21 protein-coding genes and 1 pseudogene are annotated in these 23,716 nt (G+C 39.7%); 18 read left to right on the top strand and 4 right to left on the bottom strand.

Annotation, left to right across the window (positions count from 1 at the left end; genetic code table 11):
* Window positions 1-4 precede the first annotated feature (4 nt).
* The 7 genes from TY13_RS03555 (at window position 5) to TY13_RS03585 (ending at window position 8,526) form a co-directional block, all read left to right on the top strand.
* Window positions 5-1,099, top strand: coding sequence for a carbamoyl phosphate synthase small subunit (locus TY13_RS03555; protein WP_042471759.1), 1,095 nt, complete (start codon window positions 5-7; stop codon window positions 1,097-1,099).
* A complete protein-coding gene (gene carB / locus TY13_RS03560; protein WP_042471760.1) occupies window positions 1,092-4,292 on the top strand; it encodes a carbamoyl-phosphate synthase large subunit in 3,201 nt (1,066 codons plus the stop codon). The genes TY13_RS03555 and carB overlap by 8 nt, the downstream gene beginning before the upstream one ends.
* Window positions 4,289-5,062, top strand: coding sequence for a dihydroorotate dehydrogenase electron transfer subunit (locus TY13_RS03565; protein ID WP_042471764.1), 774 nt, complete (start codon window positions 4,289-4,291; stop codon window positions 5,060-5,062). Before carB ends, TY13_RS03565 begins: the two co-directional genes overlap by 4 nt.
* Entirely contained in the window at window positions 5,059-5,970 is a 912-nt protein-coding gene (locus tag TY13_RS03570; protein ID WP_042471766.1) for a dihydroorotate dehydrogenase, read from the top strand. The genes TY13_RS03565 and TY13_RS03570 overlap by 4 nt, the downstream gene beginning before the upstream one ends.
* Window positions 5,970-6,677, top strand: a complete 708-nt coding sequence (gene pyrF / locus TY13_RS03575; protein ID WP_042471769.1) for an orotidine-5'-phosphate decarboxylase — start codon at window positions 5,970-5,972, stop codon at window positions 6,675-6,677. The genes TY13_RS03570 and pyrF overlap by 1 nt, the downstream gene beginning before the upstream one ends.
* A 1-nt stretch (window position 6,678) precedes the next feature.
* Window positions 6,679-7,308, top strand: coding sequence for an orotate phosphoribosyltransferase (pyrE, locus tag TY13_RS03580; protein WP_042471771.1), 630 nt, complete (start codon window positions 6,679-6,681; stop codon window positions 7,306-7,308).
* A 561-nt stretch (window positions 7,309-7,869) separates the two neighbouring features.
* Window positions 7,870-8,526: an HAD hydrolase-like protein gene (locus tag TY13_RS03585; RefSeq protein ID WP_042471773.1), complete on the top strand. Its 657-nt coding sequence runs from the start codon at window positions 7,870-7,872 to the stop codon at window positions 8,524-8,526.
* 209 nt (window positions 8,527-8,735) lie between these two features.
* On the opposite strand, the gene TY13_RS03590 is transcribed toward TY13_RS03585, so the two are convergent.
* The 4 genes from TY13_RS03590 to TY13_RS03600 form a co-directional block, all read right to left on the bottom strand.
* Window positions 8,736-9,137, bottom strand: coding sequence for an NUDIX hydrolase (locus TY13_RS03590; protein ID WP_042471776.1), 402 nt, complete (start codon window positions 9,135-9,137; stop codon window positions 8,736-8,738).
* Window positions 9,138-9,161: 24 nt separating this feature from the next.
* Entirely contained in the window at window positions 9,162-9,941 is a 780-nt protein-coding gene (locus TY13_RS03595) for a methyltransferase domain-containing protein (protein WP_042471779.1), read from the bottom strand.
* A gap of 179 nt (window positions 9,942-10,120) precedes the next feature.
* Window positions 10,121-10,261 (bottom strand): hypothetical protein, encoded by a 141-nt coding sequence (locus TY13_RS20525; protein ID WP_154661501.1) that lies wholly within the window; start codon window positions 10,259-10,261, stop codon window positions 10,121-10,123.
* A gap of 129 nt (window positions 10,262-10,390) precedes the next feature.
* Window positions 10,391-12,067: an Rqc2 family fibronectin-binding protein gene (locus TY13_RS03600; RefSeq protein ID WP_042471782.1), complete on the bottom strand. Its 1,677-nt coding sequence runs from the start codon at window positions 12,065-12,067 to the stop codon at window positions 10,391-10,393.
* A 154-nt stretch (window positions 12,068-12,221) separates the two neighbouring features.
* Here TY13_RS03600 and TY13_RS03605 point away from each other — a divergent pair, with 154 nt between their 5' ends.
* The 11 genes and pseudogenes from TY13_RS03605 to pknB all read left to right on the top strand — a co-directional run bounded on the left by TY13_RS03605 (window position 12,222) and on the right by pknB (window position 23,708).
* Window positions 12,222-13,097: a YicC/YloC family endoribonuclease gene (locus TY13_RS03605; protein WP_042471784.1), complete on the top strand. Its 876-nt coding sequence runs from the start codon at window positions 12,222-12,224 to the stop codon at window positions 13,095-13,097.
* Between the two features lie 22 nt (window positions 13,098-13,119).
* Window positions 13,120-13,737 (top strand): guanylate kinase, encoded by a 618-nt coding sequence (gmk, locus tag TY13_RS03610; RefSeq protein ID WP_042471786.1) that lies wholly within the window; start codon window positions 13,120-13,122, stop codon window positions 13,735-13,737.
* Window positions 13,738-13,740: 3 nt separating this feature from the next.
* On the top strand, window positions 13,741-13,965 hold the full coding sequence (gene rpoZ / locus TY13_RS03615) for a DNA-directed RNA polymerase subunit omega (RefSeq protein WP_042471789.1): 225 nt from the start codon (window positions 13,741-13,743) through the stop codon (window positions 13,963-13,965).
* Window positions 13,966-14,041: 76 nt separating this feature from the next.
* Window positions 14,042-14,584 (top strand): annotated as a pseudogene (coaBC, locus tag TY13_RS03620) (bifunctional phosphopantothenoylcysteine decarboxylase/phosphopantothenate--cysteine ligase CoaBC); the annotation flags it as partial.
* Between the two features lie 20 nt (window positions 14,585-14,604).
* Entirely contained in the window at window positions 14,605-17,019 is a 2,415-nt protein-coding gene (gene priA / locus TY13_RS03625; protein WP_042471792.1) for a primosomal protein N', read from the top strand.
* Window positions 17,020-17,037: 18 nt separating this feature from the next.
* Window positions 17,038-17,532, top strand: coding sequence for a peptide deformylase (gene def, locus TY13_RS03630; RefSeq protein ID WP_042471795.1), 495 nt, complete (start codon window positions 17,038-17,040; stop codon window positions 17,530-17,532).
* Between the two features lies 1 nt (window position 17,533).
* Window positions 17,534-18,475, top strand: coding sequence for a methionyl-tRNA formyltransferase (fmt, locus tag TY13_RS03635; RefSeq protein ID WP_042471797.1), 942 nt, complete (start codon window positions 17,534-17,536; stop codon window positions 18,473-18,475).
* Window positions 18,472-19,830, top strand: coding sequence for a 16S rRNA (cytosine(967)-C(5))-methyltransferase RsmB (gene rsmB, locus TY13_RS03640; protein WP_042471800.1), 1,359 nt, complete (start codon window positions 18,472-18,474; stop codon window positions 19,828-19,830). The genes fmt and rsmB overlap by 4 nt, the downstream gene beginning before the upstream one ends.
* Window positions 19,831-19,835: 5 nt before the next feature.
* Window positions 19,836-20,975 (top strand): 23S rRNA (adenine(2503)-C(2))-methyltransferase RlmN, encoded by a 1,140-nt coding sequence (rlmN, locus tag TY13_RS03645; RefSeq protein ID WP_042471803.1) that lies wholly within the window; start codon window positions 19,836-19,838, stop codon window positions 20,973-20,975.
* Window positions 20,976-20,984: 9 nt separating this feature from the next.
* Window positions 20,985-21,734 (top strand): Stp1/IreP family PP2C-type Ser/Thr phosphatase, encoded by a 750-nt coding sequence (locus TY13_RS03650; protein ID WP_042471806.1) that lies wholly within the window; start codon window positions 20,985-20,987, stop codon window positions 21,732-21,734.
* A 3-nt stretch (window positions 21,735-21,737) separates the two neighbouring features.
* Window positions 21,738-23,708 carry a Stk1 family PASTA domain-containing Ser/Thr kinase gene (gene pknB, locus TY13_RS03655; RefSeq protein WP_042471809.1) on the top strand — a complete coding sequence of 657 codons (1,971 nt, stop codon included), beginning with the start codon at window positions 21,738-21,740 and terminating at the stop codon, window positions 23,706-23,708.
* Window positions 23,709-23,716: the final 8 nt, after the last annotated feature.

Genomic DNA, 23,716 nt, shown 5'->3' on the forward strand with positions numbered 1-23,716 from the left:
CATAATGAAAAAGCGTTTATTAATTTTAGAAGATGGAACGGTGTTTAACGGTATTGCATTTGGTAGTGACAAAGCGTCACAAGGAGAGGTCGTATTTACAACAGGTATGACAGGCTATCAGGAAACACTATCAGATCCATCATTCTATGGACAAATCGTAACATTGACTTACCCTCTAATCGGAAACTACGGAATTAACCGTGATGATTTTGAAGGTATTACGCCAGCAATTCGCGGCTTTGTAGTGCGTGAGCTAGAGGAGCATCCATCAAACTTCCGCTGTGACATGACATTAAATGATTATTTAAAAAGTCAAGATATCCCTGGTATTGAGGGAATTGATACGCGTAAATTAACACGTATTATTCGTTCAAAAGGTGCAGTACGAGCGATTTTAACTGCAGCGAATGAGGAAGTTAATGTAGAAGATATCGTGGCACAATTACAGGCAACACCTTTGATTACACATCATGTAAGAGAAGTATCACCAAAAGCAGCTTATCCATCACCAGGTCGTGGCAAGCGCGTTGTTGTAATAGATTTTGGTATGAAGCACGGTATTTTACGAGAACTTAATAAACGCGATTGTGATGTACTTGTTGTACCTTACAACACATCAGCAGAGCAAATTTTAGCATGGCATCCAGACGGCATTATGCTTTCAAACGGTCCAGGGAATCCAGCCGATGTAACAGAAGGCATTGAAACAATTAAAAACTTAATCGGCCAAGTACCGATTTTCGGTATTTGCTTAGGTCATCAGCTATTTGCGCTTGCAAGTGGTGCAACAAGCTTTAAATTACCATTCGGACACCGTGGAGCTAACCACCCTGTTAAAGATTTACGCACAGGTCGTACTGAATTAACATCTCAAAATCATGGCTATGCTATAGATCCAGAATCATTAGCTAATACAGATTTAGAAATTACACATATTGCATTAAATGATGGAACAGTTGAAGGGGTACGCCATAAAACATATCCAATCTTTACTGTGCAATATCACCCGGAAGCTTCACCAGGCCCAGAAGATTCAAATCATTTATTCGATGAATTCATTGATATGATGGAAGCAGAAAAGGAGAAAAAATATGCCTAAACGTACAGATATAAACACAATTTTAGTTATCGGATCAGGTCCAATTGTTATCGGTCAAGCAGCGGAGTTTGACTACGCTGGTACACAAGCTTGTTTATCGCTAAAAGAAGAGGGCTACCGTGTAATTTTAATTAACTCAAATCCTGCGACAATTATGACAGACACAGAAATCGCGGATAAAGTATATATCGAGCCAATTTCATTAGAATTCGTTTCACGCATTTTACGTAAAGAGCGACCAGATGCCCTATTACCAACTTTAGGTGGACAAACGGGCTTAAACATGGCAATCGAATTACATGAATCAGGTATTTTAGACGAGTTAGGCATTGAAATATTAGGGACGAAGCTGGATGCTATTCATAAGGCAGAAGACCGTGATTTATTCCGTAATTTAATGTACGAATTAGGCGCACCAGTACCTGAATCAGATATTATCCACAATTTAGATGAAGCAAAGCGCTTTGTTGAAAAAATCGGCTACCCTGTAATCGTTCGCCCAGCCTTCACTTTAGGTGGTACAGGTGGAGGTATTTGCAACAATGATCAAGAGCTAGAAGAAATCGTAACTTCAGGCTTAAAATATTCACCAGTAACGCAATGTTTACTGGAAAAATCAATCGCAGGCTTTAAAGAGATTGAATATGAAGTAATGCGTGACGCTGCTGATAATGCAATCGTTGTGTGTAGCATGGAAAACTTTGACCCTGTAGGTATTCATACAGGTGACTCTATCGTAGTTGCGCCAGCTCAAACTTTATCAGACCGTGAATATCAAATGCTACGTAATATCTCTTTAGATATTATCCGCGCATTAAAAATTGAAGGTGGCTGTAACGTTCAATTAGCGTTAGATCCAAATAGTTTCCAATATTATGTAATTGAAGTAAACCCACGTGTTTCTCGCTCATCTGCTTTAGCATCGAAGGCGACGGGTTACCCAATTGCAAAGCTAGCAGCGAAAATTGCGGTAGGTTTAACTTTAGATGAAATTAAAAATCCTGTTACAGGCTCTACATATGCATGCTTCGAGCCGGCAATCGACTATATTGTAGCTAAAATTCCGCGCTGGCCATTCGATAAATTCGAATCAGCGAAACGTAATTTAGGTACGCAAATGAAGGCGACTGGTGAAGTAATGGCACTTGGTCGTACATTTGAAGAAGCGTTATTAAAAGCAGTTCGCTCACTCGAAACAGGTCATGTCCATATCGAAATGAAAAATGCTAATGAATTAACAGATGCTTGGATTGAAAAGCGTATTCGTAAAGCAGGGGATGAGCGTTTATTCTTCATCGGTGAAGCATTACGTCGAGGTGTGACAATCGAGCAAATTCATGACTGGTCAGCAATTGATTTATGGTTCTTAAAGAAATTAGAAAAAATCGTAGCAATGGAAAGCACATTAACTGCGAATAAAAATGATAAAGATGTATTGCGCACTGCAAAACGTCTAGGCTTCGCCGATAAAAAAATTGCAGAGCTTTGGGAAACAACACAAGAAGCTGTTTACACATTCCGCAAAGAGCAAGGCATCATCCCTGTTTATAAAATGGTTGATACTTGCGCGGCAGAATTCGAATCACAAACACCATACTTCTACGGCACATATGAGGAAGAAAACGAATCGGTACGCTCTGACAAGCAATCTGTTGTTGTACTTGGTTCAGGTCCAATCCGCATTGGTCAAGGAGTAGAGTTTGACTATGCAACGGTACACTCTGTGTGGGCAATTCAAGAGGCAGGCTATGAGGCAATTATTATTAACTCAAATCCTGAAACGGTTTCAACAGACTTCTCGATTTCAGATAAGCTTTATTTCGAGCCATTAACAATCGAAGACGTAATGCATATTATCGACTTAGAGCAACCAATTGGTGTAGTTGTTCAATTCGGTGGACAAACAGCTATAAATCTAGCAGATAAGTTAGAAGCAAACGGCGTGAAAATTTTAGGTACGACTTTAGAGGATATCGATCGTGCTGAAAACCGTGATAAATTTGAACAAGCATTAAGAGAATTAGCTATTCCACAGCCTCCGGGTGACACTGCCACTTCAGCAGAGGGTGCAATGGCAATTGCTGAAAAGCTTGGCTTCCCAGTATTAGTACGTCCATCTTACGTTCTTGGTGGTCGTGCAATGGAAATCGTTTATAACATGGAAGAATTAGCACATTATATGGAGCATGCAGTAGAAGCTTCTCCTGACCATCCGGTGTTAGTTGACCGTTATTTAACTGGTCAAGAAATCGAAGTTGATGCAATTTGTGATGGCGAAAATGTTTTAATTCCTGGTATTATGGAGCATATTGAGCGCGCGGGTGTACACTCTGGTGACTCGATTTCTGTATACCCACCACAAAAATTAACGGATGCACAAAAGGAAACGCTAGTAGATTATACAACTCGACTTGCAAAAGGTCTAGGCATCGTTGGTTTAATGAACATCCAGTACGTCTTAAGCGATGGGGAAATTTACGTAATCGAAGTAAACCCACGTTCATCTCGTACGGTACCGTTCTTAAGTAAAATTACGAACATCCCAATGGCAAATATTGCAACGAAGGCAATTTTAGGTCAAACAATTCCAGCGCAAGGTTACCCAACTGGTTTAGCTGATGAACAGCCGGGCGTATTTGTAAAAGTACCTGTATTCTCATTCGCGAAATTACGCCGTGTAGATATTACATTAGGTCCTGAAATGAAATCAACAGGTGAGGTAATGGGTAAAGATGCTACCTTAGAAAAGGCGCTTTACAAAGGCTTAGTAGCTGCAGGAACTGAAATTAAAACTTATGGTACAGTATTATTTACTGTATCTGATAAAGATAAAGAAGAAGCAATCGCAATTGCAAAACGTTTCTCAACAGTGGGCTACCGCATTATGGCAACAGAAGGTACAGCACGAAGCTTCGAAGCTGCAGGTGTACAAACAGATGTTGTCGAAAAAATCGGTGCAAAGGGCAAAACATTAATTGATGTCATTCAAAATGGTGAAGCACAATTAGTTGTTAACACCTTAACAAAAGGTAAGCAGCCAGCGCGTGATGGCTTCCGTATTCGCCGTGAGTCTGTGGAAAACGGTGTGCCATGTTTAACGTCGCTAGATACGGCAGAGGCAATGTTACGTGTTATTGAATCAATGACATTTACAGCAGAAGAAATGCCAAAAGCGGAGGTACAGCATTCATGATTAGAAGTGAACGTATGATAGTCGTTCGCCAAGCAAAAATCGCTCATAATATTTTCGAACTAGTATTACAAGGAGAGCTTGTCCAGGATATGAGTCCTGGACAGTTCGTTCATGTAAAAGTATCGGATACACTTGAGCCGCTATTGCGTCGACCAATAAGCATCGCTGATGTGAACAAAGAAAAGAGTCAATTTACAATGATTTACCGTGCAGAAGGGCGCGGTACAGAAGTGCTTTCATTAGCTAATGCAGGTCAGCTTGTAGATGTGCTTGGTCCATTAGGTAATGGATTCCCTGTAGAAGCAGCACCAGTGGGCGGCACAGCGCTATTAGTAGGTGGAGGCATCGGTGTGCCACCATTGCATGAACTATCAAAGCAACTAAATGCGCGTGGTGTACGTACAATTCATGTGTTAGGTTTCCAATCAGAAAATGTGACATTTTATGAAGAAGAGTTTAACAAGCTAGGTGACACATATTATGTAACCGTAGATGGCACAAAAGGTACAAAAGGCTTTGTAACAACATTGCTAGATGAGTTACAACCAGAGTTTGATGTATTTTATTGCTGTGGTCCACTGCCAATGTTAAATGCAATGGAAAATGCCTACCCTAATAAAGAGGGTTACTTATCATTTGAGGAGCGTATGGGCTGCGGTATCGGTGCGTGCTTCGCTTGCGTTTGTCAAACGACAGAGCAAGTAGAAAAAGATTATGTAAAAGTGTGCTCAGATGGGCCAGTATTCCCGAAAGGAGTTGTCCAACTATGAGCCGTATCAATATTGAATTACCAGGATTATCGTTAAAAAACCCGATTATGCCAGCATCAGGCTGCTTTGGCTTTGGGCGTGAATATGCACAGCTCTATGATTTATCAAAGCTAGGTGCTATTATGATTAAAGCAACAACACTTGAAACACGTGCAGGCAATCCAACACCACGTGTAGCAGAGACAGCTGCGGGTATGCTGAACGCAATTGGTTTACAAAACCCAGGTCTTGAAAAGGTTATGAATGAAGAATTAAAGTTTTTAGAAAGCTATGATGTGCCAATTATTGCAAATGTAGCAGGCACAGAGGTGTCAGACTATGTAGAGGTGGCACGCCAAATTTCTACTGCATCAAATGTGAAGGCACTTGAATTAAATATTTCTTGTCCGAATGTGAAATGTGGTGGCATTCAGTTTGGAACAGACCCAGCAACTGCACAGGAATTAACAGCAGCAGTGAAGGCTGTATCAAGCGTTCCGGTTTATGTAAAGCTATCACCGAATGTTACAAGTGTTGTAGAAATTGCAAAGGCAGTAGAAGCAGGTGGAGCGGACGGTATTACGATGATTAATACATTAGTTGGCATGCGACTACATGAAAAAACAGGAAAGCCTGTTATCGCTAATGGTACAGGTGGTTTATCTGGCCCAGCCGTGAAACCAGTTGCGATTCGCATGGTATATGAAGTGTATAAAGCAGTGAATATTCCAATTATCGGTATGGGTGGCGTAACAAATGCACAGGACGTAATTGATTTTATGTCAGCAGGTGCTTCGGCAGTAGCAGTTGGAACAGCCAATTTTGTAGATCATTTCGTTTGCCCAAATATTATCGATGCATTACCAGCGAAGCTAGATGAGTTAGGTGTAGAGCATATTTCAGAAATTATTGGAAGGAGTCATCGTTAATGAACAACAAACCGATTATTGCACTTGACTTTCCAGGCGAGAAAGAAGTGTTTAACTTTTTACAACAATTTAATGAGTCATTGTTTGTGAAAGTCGGCATGGAGCTTTATATGCAGGAAGGTCCAAGCATTGTGAACAAAATTAAGGAGCAGGGACACGATATCTTTTTAGATTTAAAGCTTCATGATATTCCAAACACAGTGCAATCTGCAATGAAAGGTTTAGCCCGTTTAGGCATTGATTTAATCAATGTTCACGCAGCGGGTGGCAGACCGATGATGGAAGGAGCCCTAGAAGGCTTAGAGGCAGGAACAGCAGCAGGTAACAAACGTCCAGCATTAATAGCTGTAACACAATTAACATCGACAACTGAGGAACAAATGCAAGCTGAGCAGAAAATTGCTTTATCTTTACAGGAATCTGTCCTACATTATGCAAAGCTAACAAAGGATGCAGGTTTAGATGGTGTTGTGTGTTCTGTACACGAAGCAAAAGCAATTGCTGAAGCTTGTGGCAACGATTTTTTACGCGTAACCCCAGGTATCCGCATGTTAGGTGGCGATGCGCATGACCAAAAGCGTATAGCTACACCAGATGGCGCTAAAAAAGATGGTTCTTCATTAATCGTTGTTGGACGCGCAATTACGGGTGCAGCAAATCCAGTACAGGCATACAAAGAAGTTTGTCAATTATGGGAGGCAAAATAACATGACATTACAAAAAGAAATCGCTCATGCAATGTTGCAAGTAGGAGCAGTAGAATTAAACCCAACAGACCTATTCACATGGGCATCAGGCATTAAGTCACCAATTTACTGTGACACACGTTTAACGATTTCTGATCCAGTAATTCGCAAGCAAATTGCAAACGGCTTAGCAGCGAATATTAAAGAATTTTTCCCTGAAACTGAAGTAGTAGCAGGTACGGCAACAGCAGGCATTCCACATGCTGCATGGGTATCAGATATTTTACAATTGCCAATGGTTTACGTACGCTCAAAAGCAAAAGAACACGGTCGAGGCAACCAAATTGAAGGCAAATATGCAGCAGGACAAAAAGTAGTAGTAGTTGAAGACATCGTATCAACAGGTGGCTCATCAATTACAGCAGTAGAAGCATTACGCGCAGCAGGCTGTGAAGTTGTAGGCGTAGTTTGTGTTTATACATACAACCTACCAAAAGCAGAAAAAGCATTCGACGAAATCGGCGTAAAATACGTATCACTAACAAACTTCGACTATTTAGTAGAAGCAGCCTCAGAATCAGGCACAATCTCAGAAGACCAAATCCCATTCTTGAAGGAGTGGCATGTAAAACTTAAAGCTGGGGAGCTTTAAGTTTTACATGCGCCGAGGATGGCGCAGCCACCACAGAAGCACACGGATGGAAGGTTCAGCGAATAGCTGAACCTTTTTTGCATAAAACAGGAGAGTTTTAAGCTTTTCATATGGCGAAGGTGATGTAGTCATTAAAAATAGGTCTAAAGTAATGATTCGCCCGATTAGCAGGTTAATTCGCCCGTTTAACGGATAGACTCGCCCGATTCAAAGCGAATTTCGCCCGAAAATGGGTTCAATTCGCCCGCAAATTTGAAGATAAGCAAAATCAAATTAAAAAAGCGCTAGAAATCTATCTTTTAAAATGGATTTCTTGCGCTTTTTAAAATTTTAAGTTGTTTTGTTTCTAAGCATATGTAGTGGTTTTCAAAACGTAGAATAAAACTAATTAAAGGGTTCGGGTATTTGCTATTTTACATAGTTGATAAATAGCTATGGAGATTCATTAAAGCAGGAGGATATTGATTGTTTTATTAGCTAAAACAAATTAGAATTTGCATTATGGAATATCTTGGACAATGTCCTAGAATAGACAATAAATATGATTGGATGATGCTAATGATGAATAATGCAATTATTTTCGACATGGATGGGACCTTATTCCAAACTAATCTTATTTTAGAGCCTGCTTTAGAAAAAACCTTTGCTATTTTACGAGAAGAAAAGCTTTGGTATGGTGCTACACCTATTGAAAAATATCGAAATATCATGGGGGTGCCATTACCGGTTGTATGGGCAACATTATGTCCTGAACATTCATTAGAAACACGCATTCAAAGCAATGATATATTTCATAAGCAGTTGATACATCAAATTAATGATGGGCAAGGAGCTTTATATGATGGTGTTATTGAAACTCTGAGTAAATTAAAAGATGAATATTCTTTATTTATTGCAAGTAATGGGCAGCAAGAATATTTACATACGATTGTTGAGAAGTATCAATTAGCTCGCTTTATTCAAAAAACATATAGCATTGAATTGATTGAATCTGGTGATAAATCACAACTTATCCACCTTGTAAAAGAAGAGAATGGCATTCAAAATGGTTTTGTAGTTGGGGATCGTTTATCAGATATTAAAGGTGCTAAAGATAATCGACTCACTTCTATTAGCATGCGTTTTGATTTTGCTCAAGAAGATGAATTAGAACTGGCAGATTATGTGGTAGATTCTTTTAGAGATATTTTAGATATTACTATAGAAGAAATTTTCTAAAACATAGAATAAACTTCCGAAAACGTAGAATAAGTCATAAAAAACGTAGAATAAATATTTGAAAACGTAGAATAAACCTCAAAAAACGTAGAATAAAACTTATTAAAGGGTTCGGCAAAGGCGCCGAATCCTTCTTTAGCGTAATTTTTAAGTTGTTCTAGGGGAAATTTTCCCTCACATAAATCACTTGCATAAGCTATTTTGCAAGGTTACTCAAAGAATAGGGTAAATGGTTGCAAAGCCTTATCATAGCAGGACAACAGCTCCATTTTAAAGTCTTCGTTAGTGATTAACTGTAAAGCCTGTTCTAAGCTGAAAAACCCAACCTCTAAGCTTTCGTTACTAGTATTTAAGTTACCACTGACTGGTTTACCTATCCACCAAATATTGCATAACTGCTTATTTAATTCTTGTGAGATACCGCAAAATCTCTCAATTATAATTTCTATTCCTGTTTCTTCCTGTACCTCTCTTACAGCGGCTTCTTTAAATGTTTCATTCAATTCAACCATTCCACCTGGAAGCTCCCAGCCACGCTTAGGATCCTTTTTTAGAAGGATTTCTTTTTCATTATTCAATACTAGACATGCCGATGTTATCAAATATTTCATTTTTTCACCTGAATTCTATAGATATTAAATAATTGCTTTCACAATATAGCGGGAAAATGTAATAGGTAAGCCATTTTCTGTTGCATGCTGCTCAAAAATAGTAGTTATTTCATATAGGTTTTTTTCTTTTAATGATTCGTAAATAGATGGTTGTTGACCAAAGCAACGCAATTTTAATATATCTAATGGAGTTTCGAAATACTCAATTGTATTGATTGTTTCAATAGCTGCATCTGAGAAATCACTGCTAACGAGCCTTTCTTTAATTGTATCTAAAATGGGGGTTCCTGTTGATAACTCAAAAAGATTAGGAAACAAAAGGGGGAGCTCTTTACCTGATGCATCTCCAGGGTGTAGTCCAATAACTGATCCACCTTGTTTTACAACATTTTTAAGCGAGGGATAGGCGGATGTAGGGCCCTTTTTTATGTATGCACAATCAAATTCATTTGTTTGAAAAGGTAAACCATCTTTTGTATTTCCTACAATAAAAGAGGCATTTGGTCTTGTATTGTTGAGACCAGTTTGAATGAAATGATTTGTTACATCAAAGCCAATGATTTCTTTTGCTAGTAAACTACATTTCAATGTGAACTCACCATGGCCGCATCCAACATCCAATACTTTTTTGTCTACTATACTTTGGGCTACTAATTCATCAAAAATAGATTCCCCATTTGGCTCTGTAAGAGAGGAAGCCCACGAATATTCGTAACGCTGTTGGAGGATACCTAGCTGTTCATACCACTCAAGGGAATGAGGGGCTAACCAATTAGAAAAGGTTGTCGGGTTATGTAGTGTCATATACTGTTCTTCCTTTCTTATGTAAAAATGGTGATAGAGGATAATTTTAACGAATATTTGTTGTTATGTCTATTAGGTTTTGTTTTGATGAAAAATTATTTTTCATAATAAAAAATGTATGGCACCATTCACCATACATTTTTCAAATGTCTTCAATTAACATGTTTTGTGCTCCTCTTTTAGAAGTCATTATCGCCAAAGTGGTCAAATGTGTCTTCACAACGTTCCTCATGTAAGTAAGAATCATTATTCTCGCAAGAACCTTCGTATGTGTAAGGGTATTTGCTTTGCACTTGATCTAAGTATAATTGATAGGGCATATACAGCACCTCCTAATAAGATATTTTTTAATTATACAATATTCTGAATATTTTTTAAATAGAAAAATGAAAATTTTTTTAGAAACAAAAAGCCTGCTACCTTTTGATAGGCGCAGGTCTTTTGTAAAGCTATTTTTTCTTAAGTTTCAGCACCAATTCTTCATCTGGTGTCACATACAATGTTTTCTGTTCAAAGTAAATGACGAAGCCAGGCTTTAAACCGTTAGGTTTTTTTACTTGGCGGATTTCAGTGTAGTCGACTGGTACAGAGGAAGATTCTCGCGCTTTGCTGAAATAGGCGCTTAGCATGGCAGCCTCGTGCAAAGTCGTTTCATCAGGTGATTCGCTATGAATAACGACGTGTGAGCCTGGGATATCCTTTGTGTGTAGCCAAATATCACTTTTCTTTGCAAGTTTAAATGTTAAAAAGTCATTTTGCTTATTATTTTTACCGACAGAAATGGCAACACCTGTTGATGATAAAAATGTTTCAGGCATTGGCTTAGTCGGCTTTTTCTTTTTCTTTGATGCACGCAGGCGTAAAAATCCTTGCTCAGCTAATTCCTCACGAATTTCTTCAATATCGCTTGGGGCAGCTTGTGCAACCTGTTGTGCTAGCATTTCGAAATAGTCGATATCCGCATGTGTTTTTGCTAACTGTTCCTCAATCATTACAAGTGCATTTTTTGCTTTATTATAGCGTTGATAGTAGTGCTGTGCATTATCAATTGGCGTTTTACGAGGGTTAATAGAAATTGTTACCGTTTCTCCAGTATAGTAGTTTTCCACTGTAACGCTCTCTTGCCCTTTATCGAATTGGTAAATATTTGCCATTAATAATTCGCCGTATAGTTGCAACTGATCAAGTTTAGAAGCCTGCTCATAATCTCTTTCAAGCTTTTTAGTTTTTAGCTTTAGTTTATCAACTTCATTGCTCAGCCAACGTTCCAAATCACCTGCCTGCTGCTTCACACGATCACGCTCTGCTCGTGCAAAAAAGACGCGGTCAAGGAGTGCACCAAGCGTTGGATAGGTAGCGATTTGTCCTTCTAAATGTGTTAAGTGGCTTGGTGAAAAGGCTGCTTTACCATCCGTTTCTACATAAGTAGGGTTAGTAGCGTTCGTCAAGTCCTGTAAAAATTGTTGGAATGCTGCTGGTCCATGCTGCTCTAAACGTGTTAGCAATTCCTGTGCATGTAACGGCGAGAAGCCTGCAAAATGTGTGACAACTTCTTTTGCGTTTATCGGTTCACTAAAAAAGCTTCTCACTTCTTCATCAGTCACTGTATATGGATTTACTTTATGTTGGGCAGGTGGTGCGATATAAGGCTGACCTGGCAAAACAGTACGATAGCTATTTAATGAAGGGGGTAAATGCTTCAAGCTATCGAGTATTTTGTCATTATCTGCATCAATTAATAAACAATTGCTGTGTCTGCCCATTATTTCAATAACCAGTTTGCGCATAATTGGGTCACCAATTTCATTTTTACTTTCAATGACCAAATGTAAAATACGCTCTGTACCATCCTGAGTAACGGCATGAATAAAGCCCCCCTCTAAATGCTTGCGCAATAGCATGCAAAACATTGGTGGTTCTGCGGGATTATCAATCGTTTGCTCTGTTAAATGTACCCGTGCATATGAAGGGTGGATTGAAATAATAAGTTTATGATTTGCACCATTTGCCCTGATATGAAGCATTACCTCCATTGCATTTGGCTGGTGAATTTTTGTAATACGTCCTGTTACTAGTTGCTGTAATTCCTGCGCCATTGCGCGTGTAAATAATCCATCAAAAGCCATATTAATTCCTCTTTCGTTCATTACTTGATTCTCTTATCATAGCATTTTTCTTCTGTAATGCTCTAGTTGAATGTTTTTCTTCAAAATGTACGAAAAAACATCCAATCCTATGTTATAATGGTGTGCAGTATTTTAAAGGAAGGTGTGACGGACCTTGGTGCGTAGTATGACAGGCTTTGGCAGGGGTGTCACAACGACGAAATCGTATCAATTAACGGTTGAAGTTCGTGCTGTGAATCATCGTTTTTTAGAAATAAGTGCAAAATTTCCGAAAGAATGGATGGAAGCGGAAGTACTAGCGAAGAAAATGCTTTCCACTGCCATTTCGCGTGGGAAATTAGATGTATTAATTGTAATGAAAGAACTTCAAGCAGAAGAACAGCATATACAAATTAATTGGCCTCTACTAGAAGCATACATAAATGCAAAAGAAGCGTTGTCACAAAAAATTGCGATGCAGGAAAAATGGTCGATGCAGGAAATTGCGATGCTTGATCAAGTGCTTGTAGTAGAAAAGCAGGATGCAGTGCAAGATGACTTATTGGCTTCTGTAGAGCGAGCGATGCAAGAAGCAATTGAAAATTTAGTGCAAATGCGTGAGCGTGAAGGGCAAGAGTTGAAGCTAGTTATGTTACAATATAAAGAACAATTGCAACAGCAAATAGCAGAGATTCGCGGCACGTCTTCGGACGCGGTGAGAAAATATCGTGAGCGGTTAAAAACGCGCATTGAAGAAATTGCTAGTGGACAGCTACTAGAGGAACGTTTGTTAATGGAAGTGGCATTATTCGCAGAGCGTGTAGATATTACGGAGGAGCTGGACCGTCTTGATAGTCATTTTGGACAGCTAGAAGAAACATTGAAAGAGCAAGGTGCTATTGGGCGTAAGCTGGATTTCTTGATGCAGGAAATGCACCGCGAAATTAATACAATTGGCTCAAAAAATCAATCCTCAGAAAGCTCGATAGCGGTCGTACAAGCGAAGGCCATTTTAGAGAAAATGCGTGAGCAAGTTCAAAATATTGAATAGCTAAAGGGAGATTTAATAATCAATGAGAAAACAACGCGGCTTATTAATCGTATTATCTGGCCCATCTGGTGTCGGAAAAGGGACGGTTCGTAAAGAGCTATTTTCACAGGCGAATACAAATTATGAATATTCGATTTCCATGACGACACGTCAGCCTCGCGAAGGAGAAGTAGATGGTGTAGACTATTTCTTTAAAACGCGTGAGGAATTCGAAGGTTTAATTGAGCAAGGTGGCTTATTGGAACATGCAGAGTTTGTAGGGAATTACTATGGTACACCGCTTGCCTACGTAAATGATACACTTGACGCAGGGCGAGATGTATTTTTAGAAATTGAAGTACAAGGTGCAGCACAAATTCGCGCGAAAGCACCAGATGCGCTCTTCATCTTTTTAGCGCCACCGAGTCTTTCTGAATTGAAGGATCGTTTAGTTGGTCGAGGAACAGAAACAGAGGATATTATTGCAAAGCGCATTGCTACGGCACGTGAAGAGCTTGAAATGATGAGCCTTTATGATTATGTTGTAGAAAATGATGAAGTTCAAAATGCATGTGAAAAAATTAATGCTATTATTAAAGCAGAACATTGTCGACGTGAGCGCGTCGAAAAAATATATTTGTCAATGTTGAGAGGAGAATAATCTATGTTATACCCATCAGTAGATACATTAAAAAAAGAAATCGATTCAAAATATTCACTTGTGAGCTTAGCTTCTAAGCGTGCTCGTCAAATGCAAGAGCAAGGTGGCGAAAAGCTTGGTAAGTACGTATCGTATAAGCCAGTAGGACGTGCTTTAGAGGAAGTAGCGGCAGGCGTTTTACGCAAAGAGGCACAAGATGCTTCGACTGTTTACGAGGATGAAATTTAAACGACTTAAAGACTGATGAATTAGCTCCCGAGGAAATATTCTTTGGGAGCTTATCGTTTGAAAGGGTGATAAATCAATGAGCAAAAAGAATATTTTATTATGTGTGACAGGTGGAATTGCTGTTTATAAAGCTGTGGCACTCGTAAGTAAGCTATCGCAGGCGGGGATGAATGTAAAAGTAATCATGACCACATCTGCAAGACAGTTTGTTAATCCATTAAGTTTCCAAGTAATGTCTAAAAATGATGTTTTTTTTGATACATTTGATGAAAAGGATTCAAGTGTTATTGCCCATATTGATTTGGCAGATTGGGCAGATCTTGTTATTGTCGCTCCTGCAACTGCAAATGTTATTGGCAAGCTAGCGAACGGCATTGCCGATAATATGGTTACAACAACGCTGCTAGCAACAACGGCTCCCGTGTGGATTGCACCAGCAATGAATGTCCATATGTATGATCATCCAGCTGTTAAACGAAATATTCAGCAACTACATGAAGATGGCTGTCATTTTATTGAGCCTTCAGAAGGGTTTTTAGCGTGTGGCTATATTGGTAAAGGGCGCTTAGAGGAGCCAGAAAAAATAACGGCGCTTGTGCTTGAGCATTTTGCTAAGCAAAAGGAAAGAGAAGAGCAGCAATGACACGCATCGCGAAAGTAATTGTAGATGTGGCGGCATACCCTGTTGATCGTCCGTTCGACTACATTGTGCCAGCTGATTGGCATGATTTAATTGAATGCGGCTGTCGTGTCAAGGTGCCATTTGGGCCGCGTAATGTGCTAGGTTTCGTCGTAGAGCTTGCGAGTGAAACAGATGTACCACTTGATAAAATAAAGCCGATTGCACAAGTTTTAGATATGGAGCCTGTATTAACAGAAGAAATGCTTACATTAGCACAATGGCTAAAAAAAGAGACAATTTGTTATGAAATTGATGCACTGCAAGTAATGTTGCCCTCCGCTTTACGAGCAAAGTATGAAAAAATGGTGTATTTACAAGTGGCATTAGAGGAGCTAGAGCCATCAATAGCCGCTGTTTTTCAAAAGTCAAAAAAAGCAAATTTCAAGCAATTCGAAAAGCTGGAGCTATTAAAGGAGCTTAAGAAAGCAATCATCCAACAGCATGTCTACATTGAAAACGAAGTGAAGCAGCAAGGCAATATTAAAGAGGTTCGTAAAGTGCAAATTCATGCAGATGCCACTTATTTAGCTACGATTGAACAGCAGCTATCAAAGCGAGCAAAGAAGCAAATTCAATTGGCACAGTGGATGCAAGCACATAGTGGTGAAATTTATTCACCTGATGCTATTTATGAACAAGTAGGTGTGACAGCAAGCGTTTTACAGGCACTTATTGAAAGTGGTGCGGCACAATTTATTCAAGAGGAAGTGTACCGAGACCCTTTTACAAAGGATGTAGAGCTAACAACAGCGCTACATTTAACAGATGAACAACAGTACGCATTAAGCGCCATAACGAACGCTATGGAGGCTCTTCGCAATGAAACTTTTCTATTACATGGTGTAACAGGTAGTGGTAAAACCGAGGTTTATTTGCAGGCGATTCAGCATGCGCTAGGAGAAGGGAAAGAGGCGATTATGCTTGTACCTGAAATCTCCCTTACACCCCAAATGACGGAGCGCTTTCGCTCACGTTTTGGTGAGCTAGTAGCAGTACTACATAGCGGTTTGTCTGTCGGTGAGAAATATGATGAATGGCGTAAAATTCAGCAAGGGAAAGTGAAGGTTGTCGTAGGTGCACGTTCTGCGATTTTTGCTCCGTTCCAAAATGTTGGATTAATTATTTTGGATGAAGAGCACGAATCAACGTACAAGCAGGAAGATACACCTCGCTATCATGCTCGCGATGTAGCAATTTGGCGCAGTGCATTTCATCATTGCCCTGTTATTTTAGGGAGTGCTACACCAGCGCTTGAATCCTTTGCGCGTGCGAAAAAAAATGTTTACACATTGTTAACGCTTAAGCAGCGCGCCAAGCAGCAAACCTTACCAAGCGTTGAAGTTGTTGATATGCGCGAGGAGCTTAAATTGGGAAATCGCTCCATGTTTTCGACAAGCTTAATTGAGGCGATGCGTGATAGGTTAACTCGCCAGGAACAAATCGTTTTATTTTTAAACCGTCGCGGCTATTCGAGCTTCGTTTTATGTCGAGATTGCGGAACCGTTGTACAATGTCCAAACTGTGATATTTCCTTAACATATCACCGCTATAATGAAAAATTAAAATGTCATTATTGCGGCTATGATGAATATGTGCCGCAAAGCTGTCCACAGTGTCAAAGTGAGCATATTCGCTTTTTCGGAACAGGAACGCAAAAAGTAGAAGAGGAAATTTATAAGCTCTTTCCAGAGGCGAAAATTGTACGTATGGATGTTGATACAACATCGCATAAAGGAGCACATGAGCAACTGTTAGAAGTGTTTGGAAGCGGGCAGGCAAATATTTTACTCGGTACACAAATGATTGCAAAGGGGCTGGATTTCCCGAATATAACACTAGTTGGTGTATTAAGTGCGGACACGTCCTTGCATTTACCTGATTATCGAGCGAGTGAGCGCACATTCCAGCTATTAACGCAAGTAAGCGGGCGAGCTGGCCGTCATCATTTGCCTGGTGAAGTCATTGTCCAAACGTACACACCTGAGCATTATGCAATTGAGCTGGCAAAGGAACAACAATATGAGCCGTTTTATACACGTGAAATGCATGCGAGGCATCAAGCAGGCTACCCGCCATACTATTATTTGGCGCTCGTCCAAGTATCACATGAGGATGTTATCATGGCGGCAGAGTATGCTGGACGCGTAGCGGATTATTTGCGCTCCAATTTATCATTTAATGTGGACATTATTGGCCCTACAACTGCTAGTATTAGCCGCCTCCATAATAGATATCGCTATCAATGTTTGATAAAATACAAAATAGAACCGAACTTGATTGATACATTATTGCAATTGATTAAAATATATCGTACAGACTGGAGCAAGAAGGGGATACAGCTTATTGTAGACCTTGATCCATCTGTCATCTAGAAAGAAGGAATTAAACTTATGGCTATAAAAGAAGTAGTAAAAAGCCCAGCAGCAATTTTAACGACTCCAACAAAGGAAGTCGATGTAATTAACGAAGAAATCATCGAGCTGCTAGATGATTTATATGACACGATGGTGGAATATGATGGCGTTGGTATTGCCGCACCGCAAATTAATGTTGGCTTACGTGTAGCTATCGTTGAATTAGGCGAAGATATTTTAGAAATGATTAACCCAATTGTTTTAGAAACGAAAGGGGAAGAGGAAGATGTGGAAGGCTGCTTAAGTTTCCCCCAATTATTCGGTATGGTGAAGCGTCCTACCTATGTAAAAATTGAAGCTGCTGACCGTGAAGGACGCATTTATGAGCTAGAGGCAGAGGATTTTGAGGCGCGCGCTATTTTACATGAGATTGACCATTTAGATGGCATTTTATTTGATTCGAAAATTACGCGTATATTAACAGAGGAAGAATTGGAAGAAATGTACGCAGAAGAGGACGAGGAGGAATAACATGACATCAATTGTTTTTATGGGGACACCTGCCTTTTCTGTACCGATTTTGCGTATGCTACATGAAGAAGGCCATAATATACTAGCTGTTGTTACACAGCCTGATCGTCCAGTTGGTCGTAAAAAAGTGTTAACGCCACCCCCTGTGAAAGAAGAGGCGCTGCGCTTAGGCTTACCAATTATTCAGCCAGAAAGGCTACGTGGCTCACAGGAGTTAGAGCAAATTTTAGCCTTAGAACCAGATCTAGTTGTAACGGCTGCATTCGGTCAAATTTTACCGAAAGTACTGCTTGATGCACCGCAACTAGGCTGCATTAATGTACATGCTTCATTGTTACCTGCATATCGCGGTGGAGCGCCTATTCATCAAGCGATTATTGATGGACAAAAGTTTGCTGGTGTAACGATTATGTATATGGTTGAAAAGCTTGATGCGGGCGATATGATTAGTCAACAGTCGATTCCGATTGAGGAAACTGACCATACAGGAAGCTTATTTGACAAACTAAGTATTGTTGGGCGTGATTTACTTAAGGAAACATTGCCTTCAATTATTGACGGTACAAATAGTCGTACAGCTCAAGATGAAACAAAGGTGACATATGCGCATAATATTAGCCGTGAGCAAGAACGTATCGATTGGCAGCAAAACGCTCGTACGATTTACAACCAAGTGCGCGGCTTACATCCGTGGCCAGTTGCCTACACAACGTTTGAAGATAGCAATGTGAAAATTTGGTGGGCACAAATGGGCGCTACAAAACATAATTCGGCACCAGGTGAGGTTGTGCATATAGCAAAGGATTACTTTGAGATTGCAACTGGTGAGGGTGAATCTATCGCAATTTATGATTTGCAGCCTGCGGGCAAAAAACGATTAAGTGCAGAGGAATATTTGCGTGGTACAGGGGCGAAATTGCAGATTGGAGATCGTTTTGAATGACGAAGAAAAAGCAGCAAATTTGGAATGGTAATGTAAGGGATGCAGCATTAAGTATTTTATTAGCGGTCGATAAAAACCAAGCTTATAGTAACCTATTACTACATCAAACAATTGAGAAATATAAAATAGAAGCCAAGGACCGCGCGTTATTAACTGAGATTACGTATGGTACTTTACAGCATAAATTAACATTGGATTATTATTTAACACCGTTTTTGCGTGGGAAAGTGGATGCATGGGTGCAATGGCTGCTTCGATTATCACTATTCCAAATCCACTATTTAACGCGTATTCCACCACATGCGGCAGTTAATGAGGCGGTAGAAATTGCAAAGAAGCGTGGACATAAAGGGATTGCCTCAATGGTTAATGGCGTTCTACGTTCTATTTTACGTCAAGGCGTGCGTTCCACAGATGATATAAAAGATGAGACGGAACGTTTAGCAATTGCAACAAGTCATCCACAGTGGCTAGTAGAGCGCTATGTGACAACATATGGTATGGAAAAAACAGCAGAGATGCTAGCATATAATAACTTACCAGCAAAGCAAACGGTGCGTGTCAATACGCTTAAGGCTACACTCGCAGAAGCTATTACTGCATTAGAGCAAGAAGGAATGACAGTGCAGCAAAGCTCGTTTTTACCTGAATGTTTGACAATTACAGGTGGGCAAGCAGCGCGTACAACTGCTTTCAAACAAGGGCTTATTACAATTCAAGATGAAAGTTCCATGCTACCAGCAAATGTCTTGAATCCACAGCCAGGTATGCGCGTATTAGATATGTGTGCAGCACCAGGTGGTAAAACGACGCATTTAGCAGAAAAAATGCAAAATGAAGGGACAATCCTTGCCTTAGATTTGCATCCACATAAGCTAGAGCTTATCGATGAAAATACAGGGCGTCTTGGTATTGATATTGTGCAAACAGCACCGTTAGATGGACGCAAAGCTGCGAATACTTTACAAAAGGAAAGCTTCGATGCAATTTTAGTCGATGCACCATGCTCAGGGCTAGGGGTTATGCGCCGCAAGCCAGATATTAAATATACAAAAAGCATTGAGGATTTCGCTAATTTACAAACGATACAGCTCGCAATTTTAGCGAATGCTGTAGAGCTTTTAAAGCCGAACGGGCGATTAGTTTATAGCACATGTACAATTAACAAAGAAGAAAATGAAGGAACAGTACAAGCATTTTTAAAAGAGCATCTGAATATGGAAGCTGTTACACTAGAAAATTTACCAAAACAGCTTAGCTCAGAGCAGCATAATGGAATGCTTCAAGTATTCCCACAACATATGGACAGTGACGGCTTCTTCGTCGCTGCATTCGTAAAAAAGGAGACAAAATAAATTTTATGGACCAAAATAAATTCGATGAACGTATTTTAGACTTAGTCGAGGAAGCAGAAGATAAACCCGTACGCCGTGAGAAAAAAGAGAAGCCACAATTAAAAGAATCGATTTATTCATTACGACCTGATGAATTGCAAAACTGGTTAGTGGAAAATGGCGAAAAAGCATTTCGTGCAGGACAAATTTTTGATTGGTTATACCATAAGCGTGTGAAAACTTTCGAGGAAATGTCGAACTTGTCAAAAGCATTACGTGAGAAATTAAGTGCCCATTTTGCATTAACGACACTATCGACAATTATTCAGCAAGAATCCAAAGATGGAACAATCAAATTTTTATTCCAACTGCAAGATGGTTATTCTATTGAAACGGTATTAATGCGTCACGAGTATGGTAATTCTGTTTGTGTAACTACACAAGTGGGCTGTCGCATCGGTTGTACATTCTGTGCCTCTACTCTAGGTGGATTAAAACGCCATCTGCTTGCAGGAGAAATTGTGGAGCAAGTTGTTAAAGTACAACAGGCCTTGGATGAGGTAGATGAGCGTGTTAGCCATATTGTTATTATGGGAATCGGCGAGCCGTTTGATAATTATGATGCAATGATGAACTTCTTAAAAGTGATTAATGATGAAAAAGGATTGAATATTGGGGCTCGCCATATTACTGTATCAACTTCAGGTATCGTACCAAAAATTTATGATTTTGCGGATGAGCAGCTACAAATCAATTTCGCACTTTCTCTACATGCACCGAATCAAGAGTTGCGTCAAAAGCTGATGCCAATTGCGCGTGCCTACAAGCTGGAACAATTAATGGAGTCAATTCGTTATTATACGAAGAAAACGGGACGTCGTGTTAGCTTTGAGTACGGCTTATTTGGTGGAGAAAACGATTCAGTTGAACATGCAGAGGAGCTTGCAAAATTAATTAAAGGGATCAAATGTCATGTCAATTTAATCCCGGTAAACTATGTCCCAGAGCGAAATTATGTAAGAACGCCACGCAATCAAATTTTTGAATTTGAAAAAACATTAAAAAAGCATGGAATCAATGTGACAATTCGTCGCGAACATGGCTCGGATATTGATGCGGCATGTGGACAGCTGCGAGCAAAGGAGCGAGCACAAGAAACAAAGTAGGTGGATAATGTGGACTTTACAGTTGAAAGTGATGTTGGCTTAAAGCGTTCAGAAAATGAAGATCGAGTAGCTTTTTGTGAACGTCCAGACAAGTATAAGCTAGCGGTATTAGCTGACGGTATGGGCGGGCATAATGCGGGAGATATAGCGAGTGAAATGGCAATTACCGCGTTGCAGCGTGCATTTATACAGGCAGAGGCTGCTGAATTAGCGACAGAAGAGGTAAGGCAGCAGTGGCTAAGTAATGTAATATCACAAATAAACGAAGACATTTATCATTATTCATTATCACATGAAGGCTGTAAAGGAATGGGAACGACGCTTATCGCCGTTGTGATTGATAGTGCTACTTGCACGATTGCTCATATCGGCGATAGTCGCGTGTACCATTTCACTACAGAGGATGGCAAGCTTATTACACGTGACCATTCTTATGTCAATGTACTAGTTGATAATGGAGAAATTAGCGAGGAAGAGGCACAGCATCATCCAAAGAAAAATTTTATATTAAGAGCCTTAGGAACAGAACTAACAATTCAAGCGGATTTTTATAGTATGGAGTTGCAGGAGGATTCCTATTTACTTATTTGCTCGGATGGTTTAAGCGATAAGCTGACCTTGCATGAAATGGCGGCATTAATTACATTGCCAATGACCCTACAAGAAAAGGGGAAAAAGCTTGTACAGCTTGCAAATGAGCTAGGTGGCGAGGATAATATTTCGCTTATCCTGTTGAGGCTAAAGGATAAGGAGGTGTAAGGGATGATTATTGGCAAAAGAGTTAGTGACCGTTATAAAATTATAGAACTAATCGGCGGTGGTGGTATGTCCAATGTTTATTTAGCGCACGATATGATTTTAAACCGCGATGTAGCGATTAAAATTTTGCGCTATGATTTCACGAATGAAGAAGAATTACATCGCCGCTTTCAACGTGAAGCACTTTCCGCAACGAGCCTTACACACTCCAATATCGTTAGCATTTATGATGTTGGCGAAGATGGCGATATGCATTATATCGTCATGGAATACATTAAAGGCAAAACGTTAAAGCAATACATACAGGAGTTTTCGCCTTTATCGCCTGCAAAAAGCGTTCACATTATGAAGCAGTTAACTTCAGCGATTGCCCATGCGCATGAAAATGGCATCATTCATCGCGATATTAAACCACAAAATATTTTGATGGATTCAGAACGCAATGTAAAGATTACCGATTTTGGGATAGCGACAACTTTAAGTGCGACAAGCTATACACAGACGAATTCGGTTATTGGTACGGTGCACTATTTATCGCCTGAGCAAGCGCGAGGTGGTATAGCAACAGAGCAGTCAGATATTTATGCGTTAGGTATTGTATTATATGAGTTATTAACAGGAGAATTGCCGTTTTCAGGAGAGTCTGCTGTTGCTATTGCATTAAAGCATTTGCAGGCAGAAACACCATCCGTTCGTGCCTTTGATGGATCAATTCCACAAAGTGTGGAGAACGTAGTATTAAAGGCAACTGCAAAAGACCCAAAGCATCGTTATGCTAGTGCAGAGGAAATGGAAAATGATTTAAAAACATGCTTATCTGCTGAGCGTACTCATGAACCGAAATTCACGTTGCCGATAGATGATGATGCAACAAAGATTTTACCAATTATTAAAGATGAAAAAATGCCTATTCAAGATATAACAGAAACGAAGCAAATGGAAACGGTGAAAAAAGAACCACTTAAGCAACAGCCTGCACCACCAAAAAAGAAGAAGTGGCCGATGATTATAGCAGGAATTGTGCTATTGGCAATAATAGCGATTGCTGCGATTTATTTCTTAACACCGAAAAAAATTGAAATCGAGGATGTTAGCGGAATGACGGTGGAGGAAGCAACGAGGGAATTAGAAAAGCAAGGCTTTGTTGTGAGTGGAACCGAAGAACGACATGATGAGACTGTTGATCAAGATAAAGTCATTGAGACGAATCCGAAAGCGCACACGTTGAAGGTAAAAGGTACTGAAATAAAGTTAATTGTAAGTCTTGGTGAAGAAACTTCGAAAATGTCAGATTATGTAGGTCAAATGATTTCACAAGTACTTCCAATGCTAGAAAAAAGAGATTTTGTAAGAGTTGTTGAGGAGCCAGTATACTCAGATGAAGAGGTAGGTAGGATTATTAGACAAGAGCCAGAAGCTGGGAAGGATATTATTGTGAAAGATACAACAATTCGTTTTTTTGTAAGTCAAGGCAAAAAACATGCAAAGATGAAAAATTTCTACAATTCTCCAAAGGCTCTGCTCGATGATTTTGCTAATGAAAATAAATTAAAGGTAAATGTTGTAGAGCAAAAAACATCGGAAACAATTCCGGCTGGTAGTATCATCTCTCATAGCCCGACAGAAGGGCAGGAAATTGAGGAAGGCGGTACAATTAACGTCGTGCTTTCGAAAGGACCACCTGAAAAAAGAGTAAAATATTGGACTCGTTCGATAGATATTCCTTATGAACCAATAGAAAATGAAGATGGCGAAGAAGGCGAAGAAGAGCCAACTGAGCAAACTATAAAGATTTATATTCAGGATAAAACGCATACAATACTTGATTTATACGACACAATAACAATTACTGAATCAACGAAGTATACTATTAGTCTAACAATTGAAGAAGGTAGCACAGGTGCATACCGTATTGAGCGCGACTCATTCAAAATTGCTGAGGAATCGATTCCATATGATGGAGTACCAAATTAAAGGAGGTA

This window comes from Bacillus ndiopicus, assembly GCF_000612805.1.
GTDB lineage: Bacteria > Bacillota > Bacilli > Bacillales_A > Planococcaceae > Metasolibacillus > Metasolibacillus ndiopicus.